The 26102-nt window shown below is 35.2% G+C and carries 28 protein-coding genes; 14 read left to right on the top strand and 14 right to left on the bottom strand.

Features of this window, described 5'->3' with window-relative positions:
- Positions 1-17: 17 nt before the first annotated feature.
- Positions 18-1073, bottom strand: a complete 1056-nt coding sequence (gene serC / locus BXY58_RS12860; RefSeq protein ID WP_120214270.1) for a 3-phosphoserine/phosphohydroxythreonine transaminase — start codon at positions 1071-1073, stop codon at positions 18-20.
- A 126-nt stretch (positions 1074-1199) separates the two neighbouring features.
- Positions 1200-1550 carry a 4Fe-4S dicluster domain-containing protein gene (locus BXY58_RS12855; protein ID WP_120214269.1) on the bottom strand — a complete coding sequence of 117 codons (351 nt, stop codon included), beginning with the start codon at positions 1548-1550 and terminating at the stop codon, positions 1200-1202.
- A 50-nt stretch (positions 1551-1600) separates the two neighbouring features.
- Between BXY58_RS12855 and BXY58_RS12850 the strand changes: the two genes are divergently transcribed.
- Positions 1601-2635 carry an acyl-CoA reductase gene (locus BXY58_RS12850; RefSeq protein WP_120214268.1) on the top strand — a complete coding sequence of 345 codons (1035 nt, stop codon included), beginning with the start codon at positions 1601-1603 and terminating at the stop codon, positions 2633-2635.
- A gap of 18 nt (positions 2636-2653) precedes the next feature.
- Here the strand turns inward: BXY58_RS12850 and BXY58_RS12845 are convergent, their stop codons facing one another.
- From BXY58_RS12845 to BXY58_RS12815, 7 genes are all read right to left on the bottom strand, one after another.
- Entirely contained in the window at positions 2654-2986 is a 333-nt protein-coding gene (locus tag BXY58_RS12845; protein ID WP_120214267.1) for a DMT family transporter, read from the bottom strand.
- Positions 2987-3039: 53 nt separating this feature from the next.
- A complete protein-coding gene (locus BXY58_RS12840; RefSeq protein WP_120214266.1) occupies positions 3040-3765 on the bottom strand; it encodes a lycopene cyclase domain-containing protein in 726 nt (241 codons plus the stop codon).
- Between the two features lie 3 nt (positions 3766-3768).
- Positions 3769-4227 (bottom strand): sterol desaturase family protein, encoded by a 459-nt coding sequence (locus BXY58_RS12835; protein WP_120214265.1) that lies wholly within the window; start codon positions 4225-4227, stop codon positions 3769-3771.
- Positions 4224-4697 (bottom strand): SRPBCC family protein, encoded by a 474-nt coding sequence (locus BXY58_RS12830; RefSeq protein ID WP_120214264.1) that lies wholly within the window; start codon positions 4695-4697, stop codon positions 4224-4226. The genes BXY58_RS12835 and BXY58_RS12830 overlap by 4 nt, the downstream gene beginning before the upstream one ends.
- Positions 4698-4775: 78 nt before the next feature.
- Positions 4776-5609 carry a phytoene/squalene synthase family protein gene (locus BXY58_RS12825; RefSeq protein WP_120214263.1) on the bottom strand — a complete coding sequence of 278 codons (834 nt, stop codon included), beginning with the start codon at positions 5607-5609 and terminating at the stop codon, positions 4776-4778.
- Positions 5610-5615: 6 nt separating this feature from the next.
- Entirely contained in the window at positions 5616-7085 is a 1470-nt protein-coding gene (locus tag BXY58_RS12820; protein WP_120214262.1) for a phytoene desaturase family protein, read from the bottom strand.
- A complete protein-coding gene (locus tag BXY58_RS12815; RefSeq protein WP_120214261.1) occupies positions 7082-7762 on the bottom strand; it encodes a MarR family winged helix-turn-helix transcriptional regulator in 681 nt (226 codons plus the stop codon). Before BXY58_RS12815 ends, BXY58_RS12820 begins: the two co-directional genes overlap by 4 nt.
- A gap of 218 nt (positions 7763-7980) precedes the next feature.
- Between BXY58_RS12815 and BXY58_RS12810 the strand changes: the two genes are divergently transcribed.
- Positions 7981-8544, top strand: coding sequence for a tetratricopeptide repeat protein (locus tag BXY58_RS12810; protein ID WP_120214260.1), 564 nt, complete (start codon positions 7981-7983; stop codon positions 8542-8544).
- Between the two features lie 56 nt (positions 8545-8600).
- On the opposite strand, the gene BXY58_RS12805 is transcribed toward BXY58_RS12810, so the two are convergent.
- Positions 8601-9527: a DUF4349 domain-containing protein gene (locus tag BXY58_RS12805; protein WP_120214259.1), complete on the bottom strand. Its 927-nt coding sequence runs from the start codon at positions 9525-9527 to the stop codon at positions 8601-8603.
- A gap of 207 nt (positions 9528-9734) precedes the next feature.
- Between BXY58_RS12805 and BXY58_RS12800 the strand changes: the two genes are divergently transcribed.
- Positions 9735-10535 carry a hypothetical protein gene (locus tag BXY58_RS12800; RefSeq protein WP_120214258.1) on the top strand — a complete coding sequence of 267 codons (801 nt, stop codon included), beginning with the start codon at positions 9735-9737 and terminating at the stop codon, positions 10533-10535.
- A gap of 61 nt (positions 10536-10596) precedes the next feature.
- Here the strand turns inward: BXY58_RS12800 and BXY58_RS12795 are convergent, their stop codons facing one another.
- The 3 genes from BXY58_RS12795 to BXY58_RS12785 form a co-directional block, all read right to left on the bottom strand.
- A complete protein-coding gene (locus BXY58_RS12795; protein ID WP_120214257.1) occupies positions 10597-12189 on the bottom strand; it encodes a peptide chain release factor 3 in 1593 nt (530 codons plus the stop codon).
- Between the two features lie 599 nt (positions 12190-12788).
- The gene (locus BXY58_RS12790; protein ID WP_120214256.1) at positions 12789-14315 is read right to left on the bottom strand and encodes a SulP family inorganic anion transporter; all 1527 of its coding nucleotides are present in this window, start codon (positions 14313-14315) and stop codon (positions 12789-12791) included.
- A 36-nt stretch (positions 14316-14351) separates the two neighbouring features.
- Positions 14352-15536 carry an MFS transporter gene (locus BXY58_RS12785; RefSeq protein WP_120214255.1) on the bottom strand — a complete coding sequence of 395 codons (1185 nt, stop codon included), beginning with the start codon at positions 15534-15536 and terminating at the stop codon, positions 14352-14354.
- 177 nt (positions 15537-15713) lie between these two features.
- Here BXY58_RS12785 and BXY58_RS12780 point away from each other — a divergent pair, with 177 nt between their 5' ends.
- Genes BXY58_RS12780 through BXY58_RS12760 form a run of 5 tightly spaced genes read left to right on the top strand, consistent with a single transcriptional unit; the run spans position 15714 to position 19010 of the window.
- Positions 15714-16514: a class I SAM-dependent methyltransferase gene (locus BXY58_RS12780; protein WP_120214254.1), complete on the top strand. Its 801-nt coding sequence runs from the start codon at positions 15714-15716 to the stop codon at positions 16512-16514.
- Positions 16515-17426 (top strand): glycosyltransferase family 2 protein, encoded by a 912-nt coding sequence (locus BXY58_RS12775; protein ID WP_120214253.1) that lies wholly within the window; start codon positions 16515-16517, stop codon positions 17424-17426.
- On the top strand, positions 17423-18481 hold the full coding sequence (locus BXY58_RS12770) for a hypothetical protein (RefSeq protein ID WP_120214252.1): 1059 nt from the start codon (positions 17423-17425) through the stop codon (positions 18479-18481). The genes BXY58_RS12775 and BXY58_RS12770 overlap by 4 nt, the downstream gene beginning before the upstream one ends.
- The gene (locus tag BXY58_RS12765) at positions 18482-18664 is read left to right on the top strand and encodes a hypothetical protein (protein ID WP_120214251.1); all 183 of its coding nucleotides are present in this window, start codon (positions 18482-18484) and stop codon (positions 18662-18664) included.
- A 1-nt stretch (position 18665) separates the two neighbouring features.
- A complete protein-coding gene (locus tag BXY58_RS12760; RefSeq protein WP_120214250.1) occupies positions 18666-19010 on the top strand; it encodes a hypothetical protein in 345 nt (114 codons plus the stop codon).
- A 17-nt stretch (positions 19011-19027) separates the two neighbouring features.
- Here BXY58_RS12760 and BXY58_RS12755 read toward each other — a convergent pair whose 3' ends face one another.
- Positions 19028-20104, bottom strand: coding sequence for an FUSC family protein (locus BXY58_RS12755; RefSeq protein ID WP_120214249.1), 1077 nt, complete (start codon positions 20102-20104; stop codon positions 19028-19030).
- 156 nt (positions 20105-20260) lie between these two features.
- Here BXY58_RS12755 and BXY58_RS12750 point away from each other — a divergent pair, with 156 nt between their 5' ends.
- The 6 genes from BXY58_RS12750 to BXY58_RS12725 all read left to right on the top strand — a co-directional run bounded on the left by BXY58_RS12750 (position 20261) and on the right by BXY58_RS12725 (position 26076).
- Complete coding sequence (locus BXY58_RS12750) at positions 20261-22588, top strand: ATP-dependent helicase (protein WP_120214248.1); 2328 nt, start codon at positions 20261-20263, stop codon at positions 22586-22588.
- 93 nt (positions 22589-22681) lie between these two features.
- Positions 22682-23356: an ABC transporter ATP-binding protein gene (locus tag BXY58_RS12745; protein ID WP_120214247.1), complete on the top strand. Its 675-nt coding sequence runs from the start codon at positions 22682-22684 to the stop codon at positions 23354-23356.
- 13 nt (positions 23357-23369) lie between these two features.
- A complete protein-coding gene (radC, locus tag BXY58_RS12740; RefSeq protein WP_120214246.1) occupies positions 23370-24047 on the top strand; it encodes a RadC family protein in 678 nt (225 codons plus the stop codon).
- Entirely contained in the window at positions 24044-24925 is an 882-nt protein-coding gene (locus BXY58_RS12735) for a hypothetical protein (RefSeq protein ID WP_120214245.1), read from the top strand. Before radC ends, BXY58_RS12735 begins: the two co-directional genes overlap by 4 nt.
- A 21-nt stretch (positions 24926-24946) precedes the next feature.
- Positions 24947-25456, top strand: coding sequence for a DUF7935 family protein (locus BXY58_RS12730; protein ID WP_120214244.1), 510 nt, complete (start codon positions 24947-24949; stop codon positions 25454-25456).
- An 8-nt stretch (positions 25457-25464) separates the two neighbouring features.
- Positions 25465-26076, top strand: coding sequence for an inorganic pyrophosphatase (locus BXY58_RS12725; RefSeq protein ID WP_120214243.1), 612 nt, complete (start codon positions 25465-25467; stop codon positions 26074-26076).
- The last annotated feature ends 26 nt before the right edge of the window (positions 26077-26102 follow it).

The raw sequence follows: 26102 nt of genomic DNA, 5'->3' as shown, positions 1-26102 counted from the left end.
ATAATTTGGAAAGAATATTAAATACTTTTCATCACATCTACCAAAACCTGTACGCTTTCTATCGGCATTGCATTGTAGATGCTTGCTCTGTAACCGCCGACACTTCGGTGTCCGTTCAGTCCACTGATTCCTGCAGCTTTCCAGGCTGCGTCAAAGGCTTCTTGCTTAGACTCGTCTGTCAAAGTGAAAGTCACATTCATAAAAGAACGGTCTTCTACAGCTGCGACACCTTGGAAATTTGGATTGTTATCAATCTCGTCATAAAGCAATTTTGCTTTTGCATTATTTTTTGCTTCAGCAGCAGCAATGCCGCCATTTTCTTCCAAATGCTTTAATGTGAGATAAGATGCATAAACTGCAAAAACCGGAGGCGTATTAGACATCGATTCTTTATCAATATGCACCGCATAATCCAGATAAGTTGGAATTTGTCTTCCTGTTTTTCCAAGAATCGATTTTTTAACTACAACCAAAGTTGCTCCAGCCGGACCCATATTTTTCTGAGCACCTGCATAAATCAAATCAAACTGAGAAAAATCTAATTCTCTGCTGAAAATATCAGATGACATATCGCAAACCAAAAGCGTATCTACTTTCGGGAAAGACTTCATCTGAGTTCCGAAAATCGTATTGTTGGAAGTACAGTGGAAATAATCGTATTCTGAACCAACTGTAAAATCTTTAGGAATATAATTAAAATTCGATTCTTTGGAAGAAGCCACTACATCTACATTACCAATCATTTTAGCTTCCTTGATAGCACCTGATGCCCAGGTTCCTGTATTGGTGTAAGCCGCTTTTCCGTCCAGTGACAAGAGATTGTAAGGCACCATCAGAAACTGAAGACTTGCGCCACCCTGCAGATACAATACCTCGTAATCATCTCCAAGATTCATCAATCTTTTTACAATAGCACGAGCCTCATCCATCACAGCAACGAAGTCTTTACTTCTATGCGAGATTTCCAAGAGAGATAAACCTATTCCGTTAAAATCTAGAATGGCTTCCGATGCTTTTTGAAAAACTTCCTGAGGAAGAATACTAGGACCAGCGCTGAAATTATGTTTTTTCATTTATTTATTTTTTGTCCGATGTCCGATGTTGGAAGACGGATGTTTTTAATATTATTTTTTCAGAATTAAAATTTAAGCAAACTTCCGAAAACGAATTCTAATCTTCGGTCATCCAACTTCTGACGTTTATTCGTTGTGTAGGAACGCTTTTTTCGCCAACAATTCTTCTTCTGTTTCTACATTGTCCTCATCAGGAACACAGCAGTCAACAGGGCAAACAGCCGCACATTGAGGTTCCTCGTGGAAACCTTTACACTCGGTACATTTGTCAGTTACGATAAAGTAATAATCGTCTTCTACAGGCTGCTGAGCAGCGTTTGCATCCACAGTAAGACCCGATGATAAAACCACCATACCATTAAGCGATGTCCCTTCCGATGCTTTCCAATCTACTGCTCCTTCATAGATGGCGGTGTTCGGGCATTCCGGTTCACAAGCGCCACAGTTTATACATTCGTCTGTTATCTTGATAGCCATTGCTATATTTATTTATATTTTTGTGCAAAATTACAAAAAAAAAGCCAGCTATGCTGAACGAAAACAAAATTTCAGGACTTGAAAAATTAGGAGAATTCATTCAAAATTTCCTTAAAAATGATGATGAGCATTACAGTGAAAAAGAAGAGCGACTGGCTTATCTGATGAAGCGTTCCGAAATCGAAAATCCTTGGTTTACGCAAGAGAATCAAAAATATAACTTACAACAATGGGCAAGTCTTTTCTCTAAAGAAAATATTGAAAACTGGTTGTCCAAATATAAGTTATCAAATACATCTAAAAGAGTAGGATTGATATTAGCAGGCAATATTCCGTTGGTTGGATTTCACGATGTAATTTCTGTGGTTTTGAGTAATCATATTCCTGTCATCAAATTATCATCCAAAGACCGATTGATGCTGCCTTATATTTTACAATTATGGAACGAGTTTTCTAACAATGAAATCGAATATCAAATCGTAGAAAGGTTAGAAAACTTTGATGCAGTGATTGCAACAGGAAGCAACAACACCGCAAGATATCTGGAATATTACTTCAAAGACAGTCTGAGCATTATCAGAAAAAACAGAACTTCTGTCGCTGTTTTGAAAGGTGATGAAACGGATGAAGAATTACAATTGTTAGCTGATGACATTTTCCGATACTATGGATTAGGATGCAGAAATGTTACCAGAATTCTGATTCCGAATGATATGAAATTGGATAGATTGTTTGAAAATTTTATTCATTACAAAGACGTTATCAATCATAACAAATATGCAAACAACTACGACTATAACAGAGCTATTTACCTTTTGAATCAAGACCAGTTCTGGGATAATAATTTTGTAATGCTGAAGGAAGATGAGAAACTCTTCAGTCCGTTATCTGTAATTAATTTTTCCCGCTACAATACTTTGGACGAAGCCAAACAATTTGTAGAATCCAATAAAGAAGAAATCCAAACTGTTGTTGCAAAGCCGGAATTGGGATTAGAATCGATTGGTTTTGGCGAAACACAGAATCCTTCGTTGGACACTTATGCCGATAATGTGGATACGATGGCGTTTTTGAGTGTGATATAACAGTTAGTTTTATGAGATTCAGTGTGCAGAAGATTTGGAAAAAAGATTAATAATTACCACACCAATCACGATAAAAGCAATCCCCAAAATGGCGGGCCAATCCAAAGCTTGTTTATAGACAAAATACCCAACTGTGGAAATCAGTACAATACCGACAGCAGACCAAATAGCATAAGCAATACCTATTGGAATACTTCTGAGCGCAAAAGTCAATAAGTAAAATGAAGAAGCCATGGCCACAATAAAAATAATTGTAGGCAATGGCCTGCTGAAGTTTTCTGTTTTTTTAAGAAATGATGTGCCAATGGTTTCGCAGATAATAGCAGCAGCAAGGAATAGATAGTTTTTCATTGGTTCTTTTAAGAATACGAATTTAGTAAAAAGCTTCTACTAGAATCTTACAATCAGGTCGACTTTAAAATGATATTCTCATCATTGTCATTGATTTTCTCTTCCTTTTTTAATTTTTTGAAGAAATATAGATTCCAGATTATCAATTCGAAACCATAAAAAAAGTCCTCAATCGGGATTGTAAGAAATCTCACTCCAATAAACGTTTCCGAGTTATAATTGACAATGGGACTTTCTAATCCGGTTCCTGTCAATATTCCATTTACCAAAACAAATCCTGGTAAAAGGATAAGATAAACAATCCAAGCTTTTCCAATCCATTTTGCCCCTAATAAGAAATACAAAATGAATAAACTAATTCCCAATGTTAGAAAAGTCATGAATGGATAAATTTTTTCCCGGAAGTATACAGCTGCAAATAATGAAATGATTATAAAAGTAATGACAAATATTTTATCGGGAAGAGGTTTCCAATCCATTGGTAAAAATTTTGTTAGACAGAAGTAGGTAAAGATGCAAGAAAACGGTATGCAGATAAAAAACAGAATCTCTTCTAATGGCAAGCCAAAAAAACGGATACCTACGAGATATTGATCGTCAAACCACCAAACTCCTAATTTGGTAAACCAAGCATCCCAAATGATGAATACAGTTGCCACCAAAACTGCGGATAATAAAAATGCCCTGAAATGTCTGTAGAAATTGATTTTTGGGTGAAATGAGAATATAAAACAGATGATTACCGTGAAAAAATTAATGAGTAAATATGTGAGTTGCATTAATTAAACTTTGCTTTTGTTAAAGTACATTTTGAAATATTTTACAGGCACCCATAGAAAACCGAAGCATTCACCTTTTTCCTTACCAATGTGTTTGTGGTGCTGCTTATGAGCCCGTCTGATCGCAAGCAGGTAAGGGTTCTGCGTGTTTTTCAGAATCTTAAGCCGTTGATGGATGAATATATCGTGGACAAAAAAATAAGCCATACCATAGATCGTAATGCCGATGCCGATGTAGAAAAAAATATTAAAATCATTAACAGTTCCATAATACATCATTGCAATAGCCGGAATTGCAAAAATCACGAAAAAATAATCGTTTTTTTCAAGGGGCGGATCGTTGCTATGATCGTGGTGGTCTCTGTGAAGTGACCATAAAAAGCCGTGCATCACATACTTGTGCACACACCAGGTAAAGCCTTCCATTAGGAAAAAAGTAATGAGTACAATTAGGAAATTCACGAGACTTTTCTTTTTCGATTAAATAATACTTCTAAAACATCTTTCCTGTAATTAAATATATAATCCAGTTTCTTTTTTACGAAAAGTTGATGAGCAATCTCGCCGAGAAAACCAAATGGCAATTCATAATCCACTATATCTCTTACAAGAACACCTTCATCATTTTCTACAAATTCGTGATAATGATGCCATCTTTTATAAGGACCTTTCACCTGGAAATCAACAAAGCTTTTTTTATAATCCACGTGAGTAATTTCTGTTTGCCAATTCATTTTTATATTGAAAATCGGTGTGATCTTATAATCGATGATCATTCCTTCAAAAATATCGTCATCTTCAAACTCTGTTAATACAGTGAACTTCATATTTTCTGGCGTGATTACAGAAAGATTATTGGCAGACGAAAAAAACTCCCAGGCTTTCTCAATGGAGCAATTCAGTTGTTGTTCTCTTTTCAGTTGATGTTTCATTTTCTTTCATTTAAAATACTTTATCCTAATTGATAAAGTAATATTTGTGCAGTTTGGCTCAAGCAAAATCAATTCCAATTATATAGAGAACTTATATTCTACATAGCAGCCCATCATCAATGATATTTTGCGGCTATTGGAAATCCTGATTCTCTGGTTAATCATTTTAGAAGGTGATGTTTTTTTAATTTTATTAAAGAGTGAAACGTAATACCTGTAAGCCAGATAAACACCAAAGCGGGAAGAGCGGGGAAGTTTTTTTATACCTTCCAGAGCTTCTGCAAATTCGGACTGAATTTCTTGTTCAATATTAGATTTCACCGTTTGATCAAAATCTGTAATATCAACATTCGGGAAATAAGTGCGGCCCAGAACATAATAATCATCTTTCATATCCCGCAGGAAATTAACTTTCTGAAATGCAGAACCCAAAGTCATCGCAAAAGGTTTTAGCTTTTCAAATTCGTCTCTATTGCCATCTACAAAAACCTGGAGACACATCAAACCAACCACTTCCGCAGAACCCAAAATATATTCTTTGTAAAGATCAGAATCATAATCAATTTTATGAAGATCCATTTCCATACTTCTTAGAAACTGATTAATCAGCTGATAATTGATCTGATATTGGTGTACAGTTTCCTGAAACGATTGCAGAATAGGATTAAGAGAAATTTTTTCTTCCAAAGCTAACAGTGTTTCATCACGGAATCTGGAGAGTAATTTTTGTTTATCGAAACCGTGAAAACTATCAACAATTTCGTCAGCCAAACGTACATAACCATAAATTGCATAGATAGAATTCCTGATTTTTGGGGATAGAGCAAGGATGCCTAAGGAAAAACTGGTACTATATTGTTTTGTGGTGGCTTTGCTGATTTTGTAAGAAAGTTCATCAAATAATTTTTTCATAATAGTTTATTTTTTGTTGGCTTCGGTGGCGGCTATTTTTCCTGATATGATGGACGGCGGCACTCCGGGTCCGGGTACCGTAAGTTGTCCTGTGTAATAGAGGTTTTTAATTTTTTTATTTTTTAACGAAGGTTTCAAAACCGCAGTTTGAGACAAAGTATTTGCTAATCCGTAGGCATTTCCTTCGTAAGCATTATAATCGCTTATAAAATCATCAATACAGTAGCTTTTTTTATAATCCAATTTTGACAAAAGGTGAGTTGAATTGGTATGTTTTTCCAATCTAGCAATCATTTCCAGAAAATATTTTTCGCGCATCTCAGAAGAATCCTCGATTCCTGTAGCGATTGGCATCAGCAGAAAAACATTTTCGCAGTTTTCCGGAGCCAAATTTTTATCCGTTTTTGATGGGCAACAAGCATAAAACAATGGTTTTGTTGGCCATTTTTTGTCATTATAGATTTCTTTGGTATGGAGCTCAAGCTCATTTTCAAAGAACAGAGTATGATGTTTAAGGTTCGGAATTTTTTCATTAAATCCCAGATAAAAGATCAGGCAAGAAGGCGCAAAGGTTTTCTTTTTCCAGTAATTCTCATTATAATTCCTGAGATTTTCGGGCAACATTTTTTGTTCCGTATGATGATAGTCAGAAGAGGCAATCACCACATCGAAATCAATTTTTCTGCCGTTTACAACAATTCCTGAAACTTGTTTATTATCCGTAATTATCTTATCGACATTAGAATTAAAGTGTATCTGAGATCCTTGTTCTGATGCGATTTTGGCCATCGCCTCGATAACCTTGATGAAGCCGCCCAACGGGTACCAAGTTCCTAATTTATATCCTCCATAATTCATCAGGCTATACAAAGCTGGAATATCTTTTGGCGCTGCACCTAAAAAAATTACAGGAAATTCCATCAAAGTAATCAGTTTCGGATTAGAAAAATATTTTCTTACAAATTGATGAAAATTAGACAACAAATCTAATCGCAATGCGCTCTTAGCAATTTTTGGAGAAACAAATTCTAACCAGGAATGGCACGGCTTGCTGACAAAATCCTTCATTCCAACTTCATATTTGTATTGGGCATCTTCCATAAAGTCGTCCAACATCTTGCCAGCACCTTTTTCAGTTTTTTCAAATAGATTTTTCATCTCTTCATAACTCTCAGGAATTGCCATCAACCCATCAGAAAAAACCATTTCAAATTGGGGATTGAGAGATACCAATTGATAAAAATCAGAAGCTTTCTTACCAAAATCATTAAAGAAGTTTTCTATGATATCCGGCATCCAATACCAGCTTGGTCCCATATCAAAGGTGTAACCATTATCTGTTTTGAAACTTCTTGCGCGGCCACCCAAACTGTTATTTTTTTCGAAGACATGAACTTCGTGCCCCGTTTTGGAAGCATAAGCTGCGGCAGACAAGCCAGAGAACCCGGAACCAATGATTGCTATCTTTTTCTTCATATTAATTTGTTTCCGATTGGATAATCTTTCAGAACGGTCTCCAATAGATTCTGATGATCAATATTTCTGCAAAAAATTGGATTGTGAAACTGCTCAAGCTTATCCAGAATCCTGATAAGTTCCATTTTCTCCTGATGCGTAATATTGCCAGTGATGATATTGGTTGCTGTACGTATTTTGTCCATTTGGTTTTCCAAAGCTTCTATACCTTCATCTGTAATCCGCAGGACTTTTGTTCTTTTATCGGTTTGTGAATTGGTTTGTTCCACCCAGCCTTGCTTGATCAATCTGTTAATAATAAGAATACCGGCAGATTTGTCCTGGATATTCTTTTTAATTAATTCCATTTTTGTCATTGATCCAAAAGCTTTCAGGTTAATTAAATAGATGAATTCTTCCTGTGTATTGAAATTGGAATCAGCAATAGCAGACTTAGAGTAAGTTTTGGCATATCGATTAAGATGAACCAGTAAGGTGCTAATCACACTTTCCGGAGATCTTCCATTCTCTTTTCCTTCCCAAACTGGTTCATCAATAACTGATTTTCTTCTGATGACTTCTTTATCATAGATCCAGTTCCTGAAACCTTGGATATCATCAGAATAAGACTCTTTTGTGTTTTCAGAATCGAACTCCTCCAGGAGCTTTATCGTATTATGGATAGTAGTAAAATTCATTTTTATGATTATAAGTTTAAAAATACACTTTAATTGTTATAAATAGTATATAAATATATCAACAATAAGGCCAAACATCAGAAATTAAACGTGTATTTAAAATTTCTTAAATCCAGCAAGACTATTCTTAAAAAAATATTAAAAAATCTAAAGTTTTAAAATTTTACCGATTTCTGGAATTGTACTTGCGATATTCATTACAACTTAAAATAAAGGTTATGAAAACGGATTTAAAAATTAAAAGTTTATTGTTTGGATTGTCATTCGCAACAGCTGGTTTTGTGAACGCCCAAACAACACAAAACACAAATGACACTGTTAACAATTCAACAACTATAACAGCTCAAACCAATGGTATCAGCAACCCGGAAATTGAAGCGCTTAAAAAACAGATTGCTGCAAAACCAGACGATACACAAGCTCTTGTTGGTTTGGCAACAGCTTATCAAAACGCAAATGACTGGACATCAGCTATCGCAACCTGGAACAAAATCACAACAATTATTCCAGACTGGGCGCCAGCTTATTACAGTATTGGATATGCCAACCAATCTGCGAAGGATAACAATGCTGCAAAAATGGCTTATGAAAAGTACATCGCCAAAGTAAAGCCTGAAGAAGTTGAAGCTAACAAACAGAATCTAGCTTATGCCTATTTCTTCATCGCATTTCTGGATAAGGATACGGACAAAGAAAAAGCAAAACAATATATCGCAAAATCTTTGCAGTATGACAGCTCAAACCAAGATGCACTTAACCTAAGCAAAAGCTTGATGAACTAAGAATCAAATTTTTCAATCATAGAAAAGACGCTTATAATCTAAGCGTCTTTTTTATTTTATGAGTTCTCTTCAGAATCTTTGTTTGGTGGATTATGATTGCCGTTACCATATTTCTTTTTATATAAATAATATCCAATCCCACCAATCAGGAAAACTGGCCAAAAGGGTAGAAGAAAGAGTAAGATATCTCCAATCACTTTCCAGCCGGAAGAAATTGCATTTGCAGATTTTTCTCCAAAACTTTGATTCTCGGATTCTTTTGGCTTCAGATGATTATCGTACAAAGTGATGTCCAGACTGCAAAGTTTATTAGGATTGTAGGAATCGCCTTTAACTTCAAGGTTTTTGTTATGAATACTTCCCAACATCGATAAATCTTCTACCAAATAATCGAACTTATCATAAGGAACTTTTGTCGTCAGGTATAAAGTCTGAAACTCATCATTACTCACCAGATTTTCTGTATTGATGATTCCATCATATTTTCTGATAATATCTCTCACCGATTGTTTTGCCAGAGAAATATCGTCTACATTTAGTTCTACAGAACCATTTTTCACCATTGCGTTAACTGGCGCAACTGGTTCTTTTTTTACGGGTTTGTCTTTGTAGATAACTTTGGTGACTTTTTTAGGTTTTGGGGTTTCTTTTTTGATTTTCTCTTGGATAGAATCGATGGTTGTAGCTACTTTTTTATTTTCAATATCTTTCTTAAATTTTTCAACGTTTTCAGAAATAGAATCGATTTTATTTTTGCTGTTCTCGAATGCTTTTTCGATTTCCTCTTTATTTTTAATCAAATCTTTAGCTTTCAGATTCACCGAATCTAAAACTGCATGAGTATTAAGACTGTTGACTGCTTCAGAAGCTTTATCCATTAAAGAATCTGCATTGGCGATCGTGTTATTAGGTTCTTGTAAATCTGCTTTTTTACACATCGTGAGTGTACTCAAAATAACGGCGGTCAATATTAATTTTTTCATTGGGATAATTTTATGATGTAAAGCTATCCAACAACTAAAAGAATGATTTGTAAATGAATCCGAAACTTTTTGTAATATTTTAATCTAATGAAAATCAAATATTTAAATTGATTTTACAAACGATTTACAAAAGTAAAGAATGAAATTTTAAAGATTAAAAGAGGATTTTACCGAATTAATTCTAAATTGCTTCTCAAACTAAATGCGATGATAAAATATTTCAAATACTTTCTGATATTGGCAATTACAGTTTCTTGCAAAAAGGAACAGGAAGTTCAAGAAGTTCAGCAAATAAAGAAAGATTCAGTAATTGTTGAATCAAAAGTACCAATTGAAAATCCAAGAGACCAGGTTCAGCATCTTTTCACTGCTAATGGCGGTTCTATTTTATATCTTAAAAATGGCGAAATAAAAGGTCAGGCGAGATTTGATACAGATGGTGATTTCATTACAGAACTAATGAAAACTGAAACGTATTCGCATTACACAGATTATGATGATTACTTGATTGATAAGAAAAACAAAGACACCACTTTTTTCTTTAATGACTTTGGAAGAATAAACGAAGGTTGGAACATCTTAAAAGGTGTTTCTATAGATAATCCAATGCAGGTCGTTTCTTACCAATCGCCGAAAAAACCAAATCCTTCGCAAACAGAAAACATTTCTGAAACCAGACTTATCATTTTTGATATAGAAACCAAGACTTTTGCGGATGAAAATTCACCAGAAGCAGAAACTTATTTCACAGTAATGGATGATTGGGGTTACTATTCACTAGAACTGAATGAGAATTTTGAAAAGTTGGGCGTAAAAACCCATTATATGAAAAAACGTTTTCTGAGTCTTGATTTACCAAATCATAAAAGCATAACAATTGATACAAAATCAAAAATCAATGGAGATAATGTCTTGGCATTACTTTATAAAAAAGGTAAAATGCCGATTATCATTTCTTTGATTTTTGGTGATAATAATTTGGATGAAGTGAAGGAGTATTTGAAGTAGAAATTTTTTAATAATATTTTACGAATAAAAAATCCGCAGAAAACGCTGCGGATTATGTATTTTAATGATTCTTAAATTCACTGATAAAATGCAGTTTCACGTTCGGAAACTTTTCCTGCGTCATATGAATAGTGAAAGACGAATCTGCTAAGAAAACCAATTGGTCATATTTGTCTCTTGCTAAGAAACGCTGTTTCAACCTTGCAAATTCTTTGAATTCCTCAGACTTTTCATCCGCCTCAACCCAACACGCTTTATGAATACTGATGGGCTCATAAGAACATTTCGCACCATATTCGTGTTCCAAACGATATTGAATAACTTCGTACTGAAGTGCACCAACCGTTCCGATAATCTTTCTGCCATTCATTTCCAGCGTAAATAACTGAGCTACACCTTCATCCATCAGCTGGTCAACACCTTTCGCTAACTGTTTCGCTTTCAGTGGGTCATTGTTATTGATGTAACGGAAATGCTCCGGAGAGAAACTCGGGATGCCTTTGAAACTCAATTTTTCACCGGCTGTCAAAGTATCACCAATTCTGAAACTTCCCGTATCATGAAGACCGACAATATCGCCAGGGAAACTCTCATCAACAACTTCTTTTTTATCCGCAAAGAAAGCGTTAGGAGAGGAGAACTTCATTTTTTTACCTTCTCTTACAAGGAGATAATTTTCATTTCTTTTAAAAGTTCCGGACACAATTTTCACAAACGCCAGACGGTCTCTGTGTTTCGGATCCATATTTGCGTGGATTTTGAAAACAAATCCGGTAAAATTTTGTTCTTCCGGCTTTACCAATCTCGTTTCACTTTCTTTTGGCTGTGGCATGGGTGCGATATCAATGAAAGCATTCAATAACTCACGAACACCAAAATTATTAAGAGCAGAACCAAAGAAAACAGGCTGTAAATCACCATTCATATAATCTTCACGATTAAACTCAGGATAAACAGACTGTATCAAATCCAGTTCTTCACGCAGCGTTGTTGCCGCTTTTTCACCAACCAGTTCATCAATTTGAGAATCGTTGATATCATCAATTTTAAGAGATTCGCCAACTTTTTGTTTTTTCTCTTCCAAAAACAATTGGATGTTATTTTCCCAAATATTATAAATCCCTTGAAAGTCGCTACCCATACCAATCGGTAGAGAGAGTGGACAAACTGTCAAACCTAATTTCTGTTCCACTTCATCCAGCAAATCAAAAGCATCTTTACCTTCACGATCCAGCTTATTAATGAAAACAATCATCGGAATGTTTCTCATTCTACAAACCTGAACCAGTTTCTCCGTCTGTTCCTCAACTCCTTTTGCAACGTCAATTACAACGATTACAGAGTCAACTGCAGTCAGCGTTCGATACGTATCTTCCGCAAAATCCTTGTGACCGGGCGTATCCAGAATATTGATTTTGTGGTCTCTATATTCAAAAGCTAAAACCGAAGTTGCCACAGAAATCCCTCTCTGACGCTCGATTTCCATAAAGTCGGAAGTCGCTCCTTTTTTGATTTTATTGGATTTTACGGCGCCAGCTTCCTGAATTGCCCCTCCAAAAAGCAGGAGTTTTTCCGTAAGCGTGGTTTTTCCCGCATCGGGGTGGGAGATGATTCCGAAAGTTTTTCTTTTGCTGATTTCTTGTTGTAAAGACATAATAAAATTTGAGACTGCAAAAATCGTGATTTTAGTTGGATTTTGAAAATCGAGTTTTTCTCAAAGAAAATTTTTAAATAATAATTTAAACATCCCGCAGATTACTCAGATTTAGCAGATTGAAAACTCAATAGAAAAAAATCTGCTTAATTTGCTAAATCTGCAAGAGAATTATTTCAAGCTTTTATTTTAGGAGCTTAATCCCGCTTTCCGCTATATCTTTTTTGTCTCAGAAGTTTTGTCATCAAAACAAAGTTTTCAGCTAAGACAAAAAAGGATGCCACTGCAAAACGAAGTTTCGACGATTCAAATTATAAATAAAAAACTCAGAGTCAATCGGGGCTATGGGTTTGGTCATCCAATCGAGTTTCCAAATAAAAAACTAACAGGTAATCCTTTAAGAAAAACACTTCGACTCCGCTCAGTGTGACATCTCTAATACGAAAATCAATAGTAAGACATTGTCAGTCTAAGTTAATCGAAGACATATAAAAATAAAATTCCTCATAAAATTCACTTCAGACTTAATAACTTTAAAAGCATTTTAATAAAAAACTTATACCTTCAACTTTATCGAATCTTTGATTTGCGATTAAATATTAATTCTTCAAAACGTCATATTCTGAGTCTTCAATAATATTAATATCCACAACATTCTCCGCATTCTTTATCAAACGTTTGCATCTACGGCTCAGATTTATTAAACTAAGTTTTTTCCCTTGGTTTTTATAACGTTCAGTCAGTTTATGCAGAATATCAATAGCAGACATATCCACAACACGACTTTCTTTAAAATCGATGACGACTTCTTTCGGGTCATTCGTTACATCGAATTTCTCAGCAAAAACTGTCGTAGAACCAAAGAACAACGGTCCAAAAATCTCGTAATGCTTCACTCCATTTTCATCAACAAACTTCCTTGCTCGGATTCTTTTCGCACTTTCCCATGCAAAAACTAAAGCCGAAATAATCACACCAATCAAAACCGCCAAAGCCAGATTGTGAAGGAAAACAGTAATCAAAGTCACAACAACCATCACAAAAATATCAGACTTCGGAAATCGTTTTATGGCTTTGAAACTTGCCCATTCAAACGTTCCGACAGAAACCATAATCATCACACCAACTAACGCTGCAACTGGCATTTTCCCAATAACAGGCGCACCAAAAAGAATAATGAAAAGAATAACCAAAGCAGCAATAATTCCCGATAGCCTGGCTCTTGCTCCAGCTGAAAGATTAACCAAAGTCTGAGCAATCATCGGACATCCGCCCATACCGAAAAAGAAGCCATTCAGGATGTTGGCAGTTCCTTGTGCAACGCATTCTCGGTTGCTGTTTCCTTTGCTATTTGTAATTTCATCAACTAAATTTAAAGTCAATAAACCTTCTGTCAATCCAACCGTTGACATAATTAATGCAAATGGAAAAATCACTTTCAAAACTTCAAAAGACAATTCAACATTCGGGATGTGAAATGGCGGAAAACCTCCAGCTATATTAGCAATGTCATTCACGGTTTTAGTTTGGATTCCTAAAATCATTACCAAAGCAAAAGTAACAGCAATTGCTACCAAAGAAGCTGGAATTTTCTTTGTGAATTTTGGAAATATTAATACGACAGAAATCGTCAAAGCTACCAATCCGAGCATTGTATAAAGAGGATTTCCTGATAACCAATTTTCTGTTCCTTGTATTTTAAACTGATTGATCTGCGACATAAAAATCACAATGGCTAATCCGTTAACAAATCCATACATTACCGATTGCGGCACCAATCTTATGAATTTACCTAATTTGAAAATCCCGATAATGATTTGAATAATTCCGGCTAAAACGACGGCTGCAAAAACATATTCGATGCCGTGGGAAATCATTAATGGAATTAAAACAATGACTGTTGCACCGGCTCCTCCAGAAATTAATCCTGGTCTTCCGCCGAAGATTGCAGTAACCAATCCCATTATAAATGCGGCATACAAACCTGTCAGCGGAGAAAATCCTGCAAGAATAGCAAAAGACAAAGATTCCGGAATCATTGTCATTGCAACGGTTAATCCGGCGAAGATTTCGTTTTTATAATTTACTTTTTGAGAGAAATCAAAAAGATTGAGAACTTTCTGCATAAAAATTTTAAAATGCGAAAATAGCGGAATTAATTATTATTTCGATTGATTCATTTTCAGATAGTAAGCTAAAGCCAAGCCTAACATCACAATTCCAATACTGAAAGGGAAAATATAGGGCAAACCAAACACATCAGCAACACCGCCAATCAACGGACCAGTAATTCCCAAAGAAATATCGATAAACAAGCCATAACCAGCTAGAGCCGAACCTTGATTGGAAGAGGGAACAGTCTTCATCGCCATTACGCCCAAAGCTGGGAAAATCAATGAAAATCCTAAACCTGTGATTCCCGCACCAACCAATGCAAAATAGGGATGATAAGACAACGCAATAATTGTCAGTCCTAGCACTTCAACAGCCAAACTTGCAATCGCAACGTTGATTCCGCCAAATCGGTTAATTGCATTACTGAAAACCAATCTGCCTGCAACAAACAAAATCCCAAAAACTGACAAACACATTGCGCCGTTTTGCCAATGGTAATAATCGTAGTAAAGTGTTATAAAAGTAGAAATGGTCGCGAATCCTAAACCTCCCAAAGCCAGACAAAGTCCAAAAGGCGCTACTTTCCCAAGCACATTCCAGAAGGATTTTTGTTCTTCTTCAGATTGTTTCCCGGTTCTATTTTCTTTGTTTCTTGCAATGAAAAATCCGATTAATCCTAAAAAAATAATCAGAATCCCTAAGCCATAAAAATTGAAGTGTTTAACAATTATTACTCCTAGAGATGCACCTAAAGCCAAAGCGCCGTAACACGCCACACCGTTATAAGAAATAATTTTGGCTGTATGTTTTTCTCCGAAAGCCATGATAGCCCAGTTAATAGGACTTGCGCCAATCATACCTTCGGCACAGCCTGTAAAGAATCTTGTGATAATCAGAAATGATAAGCTAATAATGGGAGATAACCTGAAATAGTAAGCCATTATCAACACCAAACCGGTGAAAGCAAAACTTAACATACTTGCCAAGACAGCTGGCTTCGGGCCTTTGCTATCGATGATTTTTCCGGAATAAGCCCGCATCAAAAATGTCATCACATATTGTAAACTAATCACAATTCCTGCAACCAGCATACTAAAACCAAGACCTTTGTTTATAAAAATCGGTAAAACTGATAACGATAATCCGATGATAAAATAGCCTATAAATGTAAAAAAGACATAGGAAATAACGGAATATGAAAAATTCTTGCTTTGTCCAATCGTTGCATCCATAACATTAAAATCAAAGATGCAAAATTACTTCTTATAACTTTCTAAAAATAATTCCCCGGGTTAATAAATCAATAATTATTCATCGTTGAAATCAATAATCATCAGAAATATTAGAAAAATCTGTAACTTTCGGCTTTTAATCCATTTTGGAACGATAAATTAATTGCCAATTTTGTAATGACAAAACTTCAAAAGCTAATAAAATCAATTCAGTATATTATAAAGGAGCCAAGCCTTGTTAATCTGATTCTTGATCAGAACGATATCAGAAAATTCGAATTTCAAAAAAAATATCCTCAACTATTAAGCCTGCCCGAAGTTTCTCTTGACGAAATTTCTAACGGTAATTTTGAATCTAATGTCGATCTGTTTATTCTTGATGGCGGTTCACTTCCCACGGATTTAGCTTTATTAAAGACTCTTGCGAAAGGAAAAAATTCATATTTCGAAATCGGAACCTGGAGAGGAGAAAGTGTTTGGAACATCGCTAAAGAGATTGATGACTGTACCACGCTAAACCTTTCCAAAGCCGAAATGGAAGCAATGGGCTGGAATAGAAGATATGCAGAATTACACGGCGTTTTGTCCAAGAAAAATTCAAAAATTTTGCATCTGGAAGGCAATACAAAAACCTTTGATTTTGCCGGACTGGGTAAAAAATATGATCTGATCTTCATTGACGGTGATCATTCTTACGAGATGGTAAAACACGACACAGAACAGGTTTTCAAACATCTTGTCCACGAAAATTCGGTTGTGGTTTGGCACGATTACGCTTACAATCCGGAGAAAATCCGTTATGAAGTTTTCAAAGCCATTCTGGACGGGACTCCGAAAGAATTTCATAAAAACCTTTACCATCCACAAAATACAATGTGCGCCGTTTTCACAAAAGAAAATTTTAAAACGTCAACTTTTGAAAGCCCTAAAACACCAGAATTTTTATTTGAAGTCAATCTGAAATCGAATCCTTTCTAAATGAAATTTCTTATCATCATTCCTGCCCACAACGAAGAGAAAAACATTTCTCAATGCTTGGAATCTCTTAAGAATCAAAGTTTTCAAGACTTCGTTTGTGTAATTGTGAATGATGGTTCTACCGATAGAACCTCCGAAATCATTAATAATTTTAAGGCTCAAGATTCAAGATTCAAGGTTTTGAACTTAGAAAAATCTGAACATGAACCTGGAGCAAAGGTTGTGAAAACTTTTAATAAAGGTTTAGGATCTGTTGATTGGAAAAGTTTTGATGTCATTTGTAAATACGATGCAGATATCATCTTTCCTCAGAATTATTTGGAAAAGATCAATCAGATTTTCGAGTCAGATCCAAAAGCCGGAATTGTTTCCGGTTTGGTTTATATCAAAAATTACAAGCAAAATCCTGAAATCAAGAACCTCAGAAATCCGAATGAAAACTGGTTAGATTTCAGCAACAATAATCACGATTGGATTTTTGAAAATTTGTCTTCCAAAAACCACGTTCGTGGTCCGATAAAAGCTTATAGAAAAGAATGTTTCGAAGATATGAATGGCTTAAGAGCTGTTTTGGGCTGGGACAATTTGGATATTTTGTTAGCAAAAAAAAGTAATTGGGAAGTAGTCACAATCAAAGACCTTTGGGTAAAGCATCTAAGGCCAACTGCTTATAAATACAAAGACCAAAAAGCAGAAAAATTGGGTCAATACTTTTATAATATCGGGTTGAGTTTGCCTTTGGCCATGATTTCTTCTGCAAAATCCAGTTTCAAAAATCATTCTGCAAAAGAATTTTTTATCACTATCAAATCTTTTCTGAAACAAAAAGACCAACGCAATCTAAGCCAAGAAGAAATCCAATTTATCCGAAATCTACGCTGGAAAGAGTTTTTCAAAAACTTCGGATTATGAAAAAAATAGCTTACATAGAACTGGATACACACGCAGAATTAGCTGCTAACTTCTACGAATTGACAAAAGATTCATCGGAATTTTCTGTTGATTTCTATTTCTCGGAAAAGATTTTTAACCTGTTGAACATTCACAAACCAAATGTATTTCTCACCGATTATTCTCAGCTTTTGGAAACATTGGAGAAGGAAAAATATGACTTGATTATTATTGGAACCATTCATCGGCATTTCATTTTCTACAAAGCGATTGTAAAGAAATTCAATACGGCAATTCTTGTTCATAATCTTAATTTTACCAAAGCTCCAAAATGGGAATTGTTTAAAAGTATTTTTAAAAACGATTTCAAGTACAGGCTCAAATTATTCCTAAAGGAAGGACTTTTGGAGGCTCCGAAAGTCTATCAAAAATCAAAATATCTTTTGGGAATCGACGAATTGGTTTCTCAAAAAAATAATCTGGAATTTTTGCCGGTTTATTTTAATCAATTTGATTCCGAAAAATCAGATACGGAAACAATCAGGATTGTAGTTCCGGGCGCAGTTTCGCAAAGTAGGAGGGATTATAACTCGTTTCTTGACAAATTAAAAAACTTTGAAAATACCGGAATCAATTATGAAATTATTTTCCTGGGGAAAGCTTCCGGAAAAGAATTAGAAAAATTAAAGTCAATTGTAGATAAACTTCCGCAATTTATAAAAATACAGTTTTTTGAATATAAAATTCCTCAGCAAGAATTTGATAATTGTATGAGAAAAGCAGATGTTTTATATTGTCCAATTCAAAATGAAACTGAATTTTTCTCTGTCAAAGAAATCTACGGAAAAACTAAAATCAGCGGTAATATTGGAGATGCAATAAAATACGCAAAACCAGCTATTTTCCCAGAAACATATAACTCTGATTTAGAATTTATTAACAAAGAAAAAAAGGATTTACAAACTCAATTTTCCGAAGTGAAAAATCAGAGATTTGATTTTCAATTATACTCATTAGAGAATGTTTCAAAAAAATTGCCGATATTAGTTGAAAGATTAACTACTAAAAAAACTTAGATGAAAAATCACACACTAATAGCCATTATTTCTTTAGCAATTCTGACCTTAACTCAATTAATTTACATATTTCCTCAGGTAGGTTTTTCACAAAATATGTATATGATAAGCAGCATGTTACAGGTTTTGGCTTATGCCGGACTTACCGCTTTTTTCATTAAATTATATCAAAAACAGAAGTAATATGAATGAAGAATTCAATGAGTTGTTTGATATCAAGGAGGATAACGAGGACAAGCCAAGTGTTCAAATTAACAATCAGACAATCATAATCCATATATTAGTAAGAACTGTAATTCTCTTAGTTGCAGCTGTTGCGAGTTGTGTGCTTTTGTTTGTGGCCGCTTACGATTCGCAAATTATTTTGGGCGTTTTAGCAATTTTAATTGTGGTTGGTTGGTTTAGTCTGATGATAATGGAAGCTTCTAAACTCAAAAAAAGCAATAAGACTCAACTTTCTACGGCTAATTGGTCAATAATTGGATTAGCAATATTGATGATTTTTACATTGATATTAAGTATAAATTAGAATAATTTTTAACCTTTTTATTTTCGAAAGCTTTTTCTTAATACAACCTTCGACCTTCTCAAATGTTTGATAGAATTAAATCTGATCCTTTCGTTATACAAAAACCAACCGCCAACACAACCAATTGCGCTACCGATTAAAATCTCCAACAATCTCATTTTTAAAAGATAATCAGGATTAAGTGAAGTAGAGCTTCCGGTTTCAGCAAGAAGAATTCCCATTGGAGTAAGAAATATTACAGCCAGCGCATAATGTCTCGTAATCAGCATTTCCACGATAATCTGAAGACAGATAATCGCAATGCAAATCCACAACGTATCATTAATGTAAGAAAATATAAACCACGCCATCACAAGACCTATCAATGTACCAATAATCCTGTGAAAACCACGTTTCCAGATGTGATATTGGTTGACACCTTGTAAAACTGCCAAGCTGGAAACCGGAATCCAGTAAGGATAATCCAATTTAAAAATCTGTCCAATCAAAACCGAAGCAGACATACAGATCCCGATAATTTGTGATTCTACAAGATTAATATACGGATTGATCTGGAGCGTAGTTACATTTTTACTAGGTTCTTTTTTGGATTTTAATAAAGTATAAATCAAGCAAATAAGACAAGCATTCAAAGTTCCGATGGTGAAAACTCCGATTTTCTGCGGAATAGCTTCCGGATTGTGGGGAAGTCCGATAGCCATAGAAGCCATCATAATAAAGAAAAAGCCTCCCGGAGGTTTTAGATTGAAATACCGGACAATATAATAAGCTATTGCTGAAAAAACCCCGAAAGCTAAAGGTGCAATCCACATATTGAAACTAAAAACCAAACCGAAAATGTAAGAAATAATCATTCCGAAAGAACAGACAAACATCTTCATCATCATTTCAAAAATATCTTTTGTATTCGGGATGTAAAGAATTACCAAGCCTGCCAGACTTGCTGTTAATGAAGCTTTTACATCTCCGGAATAATATCCGAATATCAAAGGAATACCAACAGAAAGTCCCGCAAGAAAAGGAATGTGCCAGCTTCTGGGCGAAGGTTTCAGTTCAAAAAATGAACCGATTTCTTTTTTTATATTGATTTTCAATGGATTGATTTAACTTTTAGAATTAGAAACAGCGATTTGAAAAACTATTTTTTGCAAGTGCAAAATTACCCATTAATCGCGGAAATTCAAATGCTAATGAAATGAGAAATTGCATAAAAATCGCTATTTTTGTTATCTTAAAATTTTGAGACTATAATGGATTATCTGAAAGGATTAAATGAAGCACAGTTTGAGGCAGTTACTACGTTACAAGGACCGTTGATGGTTTTGGCGGGCGCAGGTTCCGGCAAGACCAGAGTTCTGACGATGAGGATTGCGCATCTGATTACCAATGGTGTTGACCCTTTCAATATTCTGGCTTTGACCTTTACCAACAAAGCAGCAAAAGAGATGAAAGAACGTATCGCAAAAGTCGTTGGCGTTAGCGATGCGAGGTCACTCTGGATGGGCACATTTCACTCGGTTTTTGCACGGATTCTCAGAAGCGAGGCGCATTATCTCGGTTATCCTTCCAATTTTACGATTTATGATGCACAGGACGCTCTCAATGTTTTGAAGAAGGTGATAAAAGATATGAACGTTGATGCGGAAATTTATAAGCCAAAGAAAGTTTTGGCGAGAATTTCTCAATACAAAAATAATCTGATTACGGTTAACGCCTATTTCAACAACCCGGAATTGATGGAAGCTGATGAAAGAGCGAATATGAGATTGATTGGTGAAATTTACAGAAAATATGTCGAAGCCTGTTTCAAAAACGGCGCAATGGATTTCGATGACTTATTATTGAAAACCAACGAATTATTGACGCGTTTTCCTGAAGTTTTAGCCAAGTATCAGGACAGATTCCGATACATTCTGGTAGATGAGTATCAGGATACAAACCATTCTCAATATTTGATTGTCAAAGCTTTAGCTTCCAAATTCGAGAATATCTGTGTCGTTGGAGACGATGCACAGTCGATCTATTCATTTCGTGGCGCTAATATTTACAACATTCTGAATTTCAAGAAAGATTACCCCGATGCGGTAACCGTTTCTCTGGAACAGAATTACCGTTCTACCCAGAATATTGTAGATGCAGCCAATGTTGTGATTTCTAAAAATTTACAACAATTCAAGAAAAATGTTTTCAGCGAAAATGAAGTCGGCGAGAAAATAAAAGTTTACCGAAGTCTTTCTGATGCGGACGAAGCGAATTTTGTTTCTGCCAATATCTTCGAGTTGCATAACACACAACAACGAAAATTCTCAGATTTTGCGATTCTTTACAGAACCAACTCGCAGACCAGAGCTTTTGAAGATGCGCTCAGAAAGAAGAATATTCCTTACAGAGTTTATGGCGGATTATCTTTCTATCAAAGAAAAGAAGTCAAGGATCTATTGGCTTACCTCAGAATTTTGGTTAATGAAAATGATTCCGAAGCCTTGTCAAGAATCATCAATTATCCCGCAAGAGGTATTGGAGAAACAACGCAAAATAAACTGATTGTTTTTGCAGATTCCCACAATGTTCCGATAACTCAGGTTTTGGACAATCTCGGTTTTTACGCGCCACAATTAGGTTTAAATAACGGAATTATCACTAAACTCGGCGATTTTTGGGCGATGATAAAAGCGTTTCAGGTGATGCTGAAAACAGAGAATGTTTATGATGTCGCAATGGAAGTGGCGAAACGAAGCAGTTTGATTAAATTTTTAAAAGAAGACCAAACGCCAGAAGGTATTTCCAGAGTTGAAAATATCCAGGAATTATTGAACTCGATGCAGGGTTTTATTGAGGAACAAAGACAGATTGAGGACGGCGACCCAAGCTTGTCCAATTTCCTTGAAAATATTGCATTGTCATCCGATACTCAGAACGATAAAGATGAGGGCGAAAAAGTGTCGCTGATGACCATTCACTTATCGAAAGGTCTGGAATTTCCTGTAGTTTACCTCGTAGGATTAGAAGAAAATTTGTTTCCAAGTTTTATGAGCTCATCCACGAGAGAAGAACTCGAAGAGGAAAGACGTTTGTTCTATGTCGCATTGACAAGAGCGGAAAAGCAGGCTTATTTCACTTATGCCGTTTCCCGTTTCCAATGGGGAAAAATTACAGATTCGGAACCGTCAAGATTTTTGAGCGAAGTGGATTCGAAATATATAGAATTCATCAACCCAATGCTGGAAGCAAGATTTGTGAACAATTCCGGAATCAATTCTAATATTTTTGATGAAAGGCCGTCTGAACCTAGATTTTTCAAAAAGAAAGAGGAGAAAAAAACGCTGGAGAGAAATATCAATAATCCACCACCAAAAAAGACTTTAAAACCTGTCGCCACGGCTAAGATTATCAATCCAAGCGGCTCATCTTCAGAAAATATAGAAGTAGGTGACAAAGTTCGCCACGACCGTTTTGGTATTGGAGAAGTGACTTTTCTGGACGGAACCGATCCTCAGAATATCAAAGCTAAAGTTATTTTCAGTAATGAAGGCGAGAAAAACCTTATTCTGAAATTTGCTAAATTAACCAAGATTTAAATGATATAATCTGATAGTATGGCGATTCGATAATCTGACAATGTTTTTTTAATTATTGAATTAACAAATGATCACATCAACCTATTGAAAATAATGATTCGAGCAAAAAATATACATAAATTCTACGGAACTCTGGAGGTTCTGAAAGGTGTCGATATCCATATCAAACCAAGCGAAGTTGTCTCTATTGTCGGAGAATCCGGAGCCGGAAAATCAACATTGCTTCAAATTCTGGGAACGTTGGATAAACCTTCTGACATTGGTAATTACGGAACAGAAATCTCATTAGATGGGAATTCCTTTCTAAATATGAAGGATAGGGAATTGTCAAAATTTCGTAATAAAAATATTGGATTTGTTTTTCAGAACCATCAGCTTTTACCAGAATTCACTGCACTTGAAAATGTTTTGTTGCCGACAAAAATCGGAGGAATTGCGGAAAAAAATGTGATCGAAAAAGCACATTCGCTTTTCGAAGATCTCAATATTGCACACAGGTTGCATCACAAACCTTCTGAACTTTCCGGCGGTGAGTCTCAAAGAGTTGCTGTTGCAAGAGCCTTGATTAATTCTCCAAAAATCATTTATGCTGACGAACCAACCGGAAACCTGGATTCCAAAAATGCAGATGCGCTTCACCAGTTATTTTTTGATTTAAGAGACAAATATCAGCAGACTTTTGTAATTGTCACACACAATCCGGTTTTAGCTGAAAGCACCGACAGAAAGCTGGTAATGAAAGACGGACAGATCATTAATAATTTATAATTAATAATTCAAGTTGAGCATCAAATCCCTTGCGGAAGATGACCGCCCAAGAGAAAAATTCCTTTTGAAAGGGAAAGCCGCAGTTTCGGATTCGGAACTGTTAGCTATTATTATGGGAAGTGGGAATAGGGAAGAATCTGCGGTGGAATTGGCAAGAAGAATTCTGAATTCGGTGGAAAACAATTGGCACAGGCTAAGTCAATTATCAATAAAAGATTTGATGAAGTTCAAAGGAGTGGGCGAAGCCAAAGCGATTTCTATTGCAACAGCCTTGGAAATCGGAAACAGAAAATCGCAACAGGAAGTTCTTGAAAGACAACAAATCAGCAGCAGTAAAGACATCTTCGAGATTTTACAGCCACATCTTTCAGATCTACCAACAGAAGAATTCTGGGCAGTCTTTCTTAATCATCAAAATAAAATTCTATATAAAACCTGCCTTTTTCGAGGTGGAATCGCAAGTTCCGTAGCGGATGTAAGAATAATTTTCAAAACAGCCTTGGAACACTTTTCTACAAGAATTGTTATAGCTCACAATCATCCGGCAGGAAGTCTGAAACCCAGTCAGCAAGATATTACAATCACCAATAAAATAAAGGATGCCGGAAAATTATTGGAAATAGAGCTTCTTGACCATATCATTATTGCTCATAATAAATTTTATAGTTTCAAAGAAGAAGGAATTTTATGATCAAACGACTATCTTATCAAGAAATTGATTTTGAAAAATATAATCAATGTGTAGAAAATTCTATCCAGAAAAATTTCTATTGCGATAAAGAAACGCTTGATTTTTTATGTAAAAATTGGGAACTCCTGGTTTATAATGATTATGAAGCCGTGATGCCGATTCCTTTTACTAAAAAACTTGTATTCAAAGTTGTTGATATGCCTTTATTTTGTCAGCAATTAGGCGTTTTTAGTAAAGAAAACAATACTGTTATCAATCAAAAATTTTTGGAATATCTGAATACGAATTATAATGTCATAAATTATCAATTCAATCACGAAAATCGTTTTGAAAGTTTGACAACCAAGAAAAATTATATTATTCCGGTTCAGGAATATGCTTTTCTCAGGAGGAAAAAATACTTCAAAGGAAGGAAGTCAACTGTTAAAACAGCACAGTATTTGGAATTTAAAGAAGTTTTTATCAGTGATGAGATTTTGGAATTCACTTGCGATAATTTTAAAGGCTTAGAAAAACAAAGCGATTTGGACTTTTTCATAAAATATCTGTTCTTTCTTAAAAAATCGAATAAACTGAAAATGTTTGGAAGCTATTTCGAAAATCAACTGACCAATATTACCATTTTGACAGCTGACTCAAAATCTTTTTCCCTGTTAGGATTAATTAATAATGAGGCGCTCAAAGAGCACAATGGCGCATCGTTCCTGATTGACAGAATCTTACAAGAGAATATCGAAAACAAATCTTTTAATTTTATGGGCGGAAGCATCCGTGGTATTGAGGTTTTTTTCAAGAGTTTTGGTTCAGAGTTGCAGGAATATCAAGTGATTCAGAATTCTAAAAAAGATATCATTCTTAATTGTCTAAAAATTTCTTAATTTTGCAATCCGATTTCAGATATGTTTGATTCAGATTATTTACCTTACGCTGTTGCAGTTATCATCGCATTGCCCTTTCTGGTTTTTGCGAAACAATTCGTGAACAGTTTTGTCAGACTCAAAAAACAGGAAATTAATTTCCTTGCGACTAAATCGAATAGCGAAATCAAACTTCAGGCTTTGGAAAGAATGACCTTGTTTCTGGAAAGACTCAAACCATCCAATCTTGTAATGAAATTTGATAAAGCTCTTCAACCACACGAGTTCGTTTATCTTACAGAAAAAAACATTACCGAAGAATTTGAATACAATGCTTCTCAGCAATTATATATCTCAAAATCTTCCTGGCAAGATATCCTGACAAGTAAAAATAATGTCATTCAGTCGCTTCATAAAACGTATGAAGAGCTGAATGAAAACTCAAAGTTAGAAGACTTCAAAACCGTTTTTCTGATGAGTTACGTCAATTCTGAAGACTACATTGCCGACACCATCGAGAATCTTAGAAAAGAACTAAACAAAATAATATAAAAATAAACATGATTCCTAGTTTTAAAGCACATCCGTGGCACGGGATTTCTGCTGGAGAAAATGCTCCGGAAGTTGTAAACGTATTTGTAGAAATTGTACCTACAGATACTATAAAATATGAAGTAGATAAAGAAACAGGTTACCTGAAAGTGGATCGTCCTCAGAAATTTTCCAATATCATTCCTGCTTTATACGGATTCATCCCAAGAACATATTGCGAAGAAGAAGTTAAAAATCTGGCTGTAGCAACTGGTGCGGCGGACGTTACAGAAGGGGATCACGATCCTTTGGACATTTGCGTTCTTAGCTCACACAATATCACTTCCGGTAATATCTTGATGGAAGCTATTCCAATCGGTGGTTTCCAAATGATCGACAAAGGCGAAGCGGATGATAAGATTATTGCCGTATTGGTAGAGGATCAGGTTTACGGTCACATCCGAGACATCTCCGAGTTGCCAAAAGCGGAAATCAACCGTCTGTTGCACTATTTCCTAAGCTACAAAAACTTACCGACTGAGCCTGCAAAAGTTAAAATCGACTTGGTTTACGGTGCAGATCACGCTAAGAAAGTGATTTTGGCGTCACAAAAAGATTACACAGATAATTACGCTAAATAAGTAACTTCTCTTAAAAATAAAATTAA

Origin of the sequence: Epilithonimonas arachidiradicis (genome assembly GCF_003610695.1) — a bacterium.
GTDB lineage: Bacteria > Bacteroidota > Bacteroidia > Flavobacteriales > Weeksellaceae > Epilithonimonas > Epilithonimonas arachidiradicis.
The sequence above is the reverse complement of the archived record's forward strand: the minus strand, read 5'-3'. Positions and strand labels throughout refer to the sequence as shown.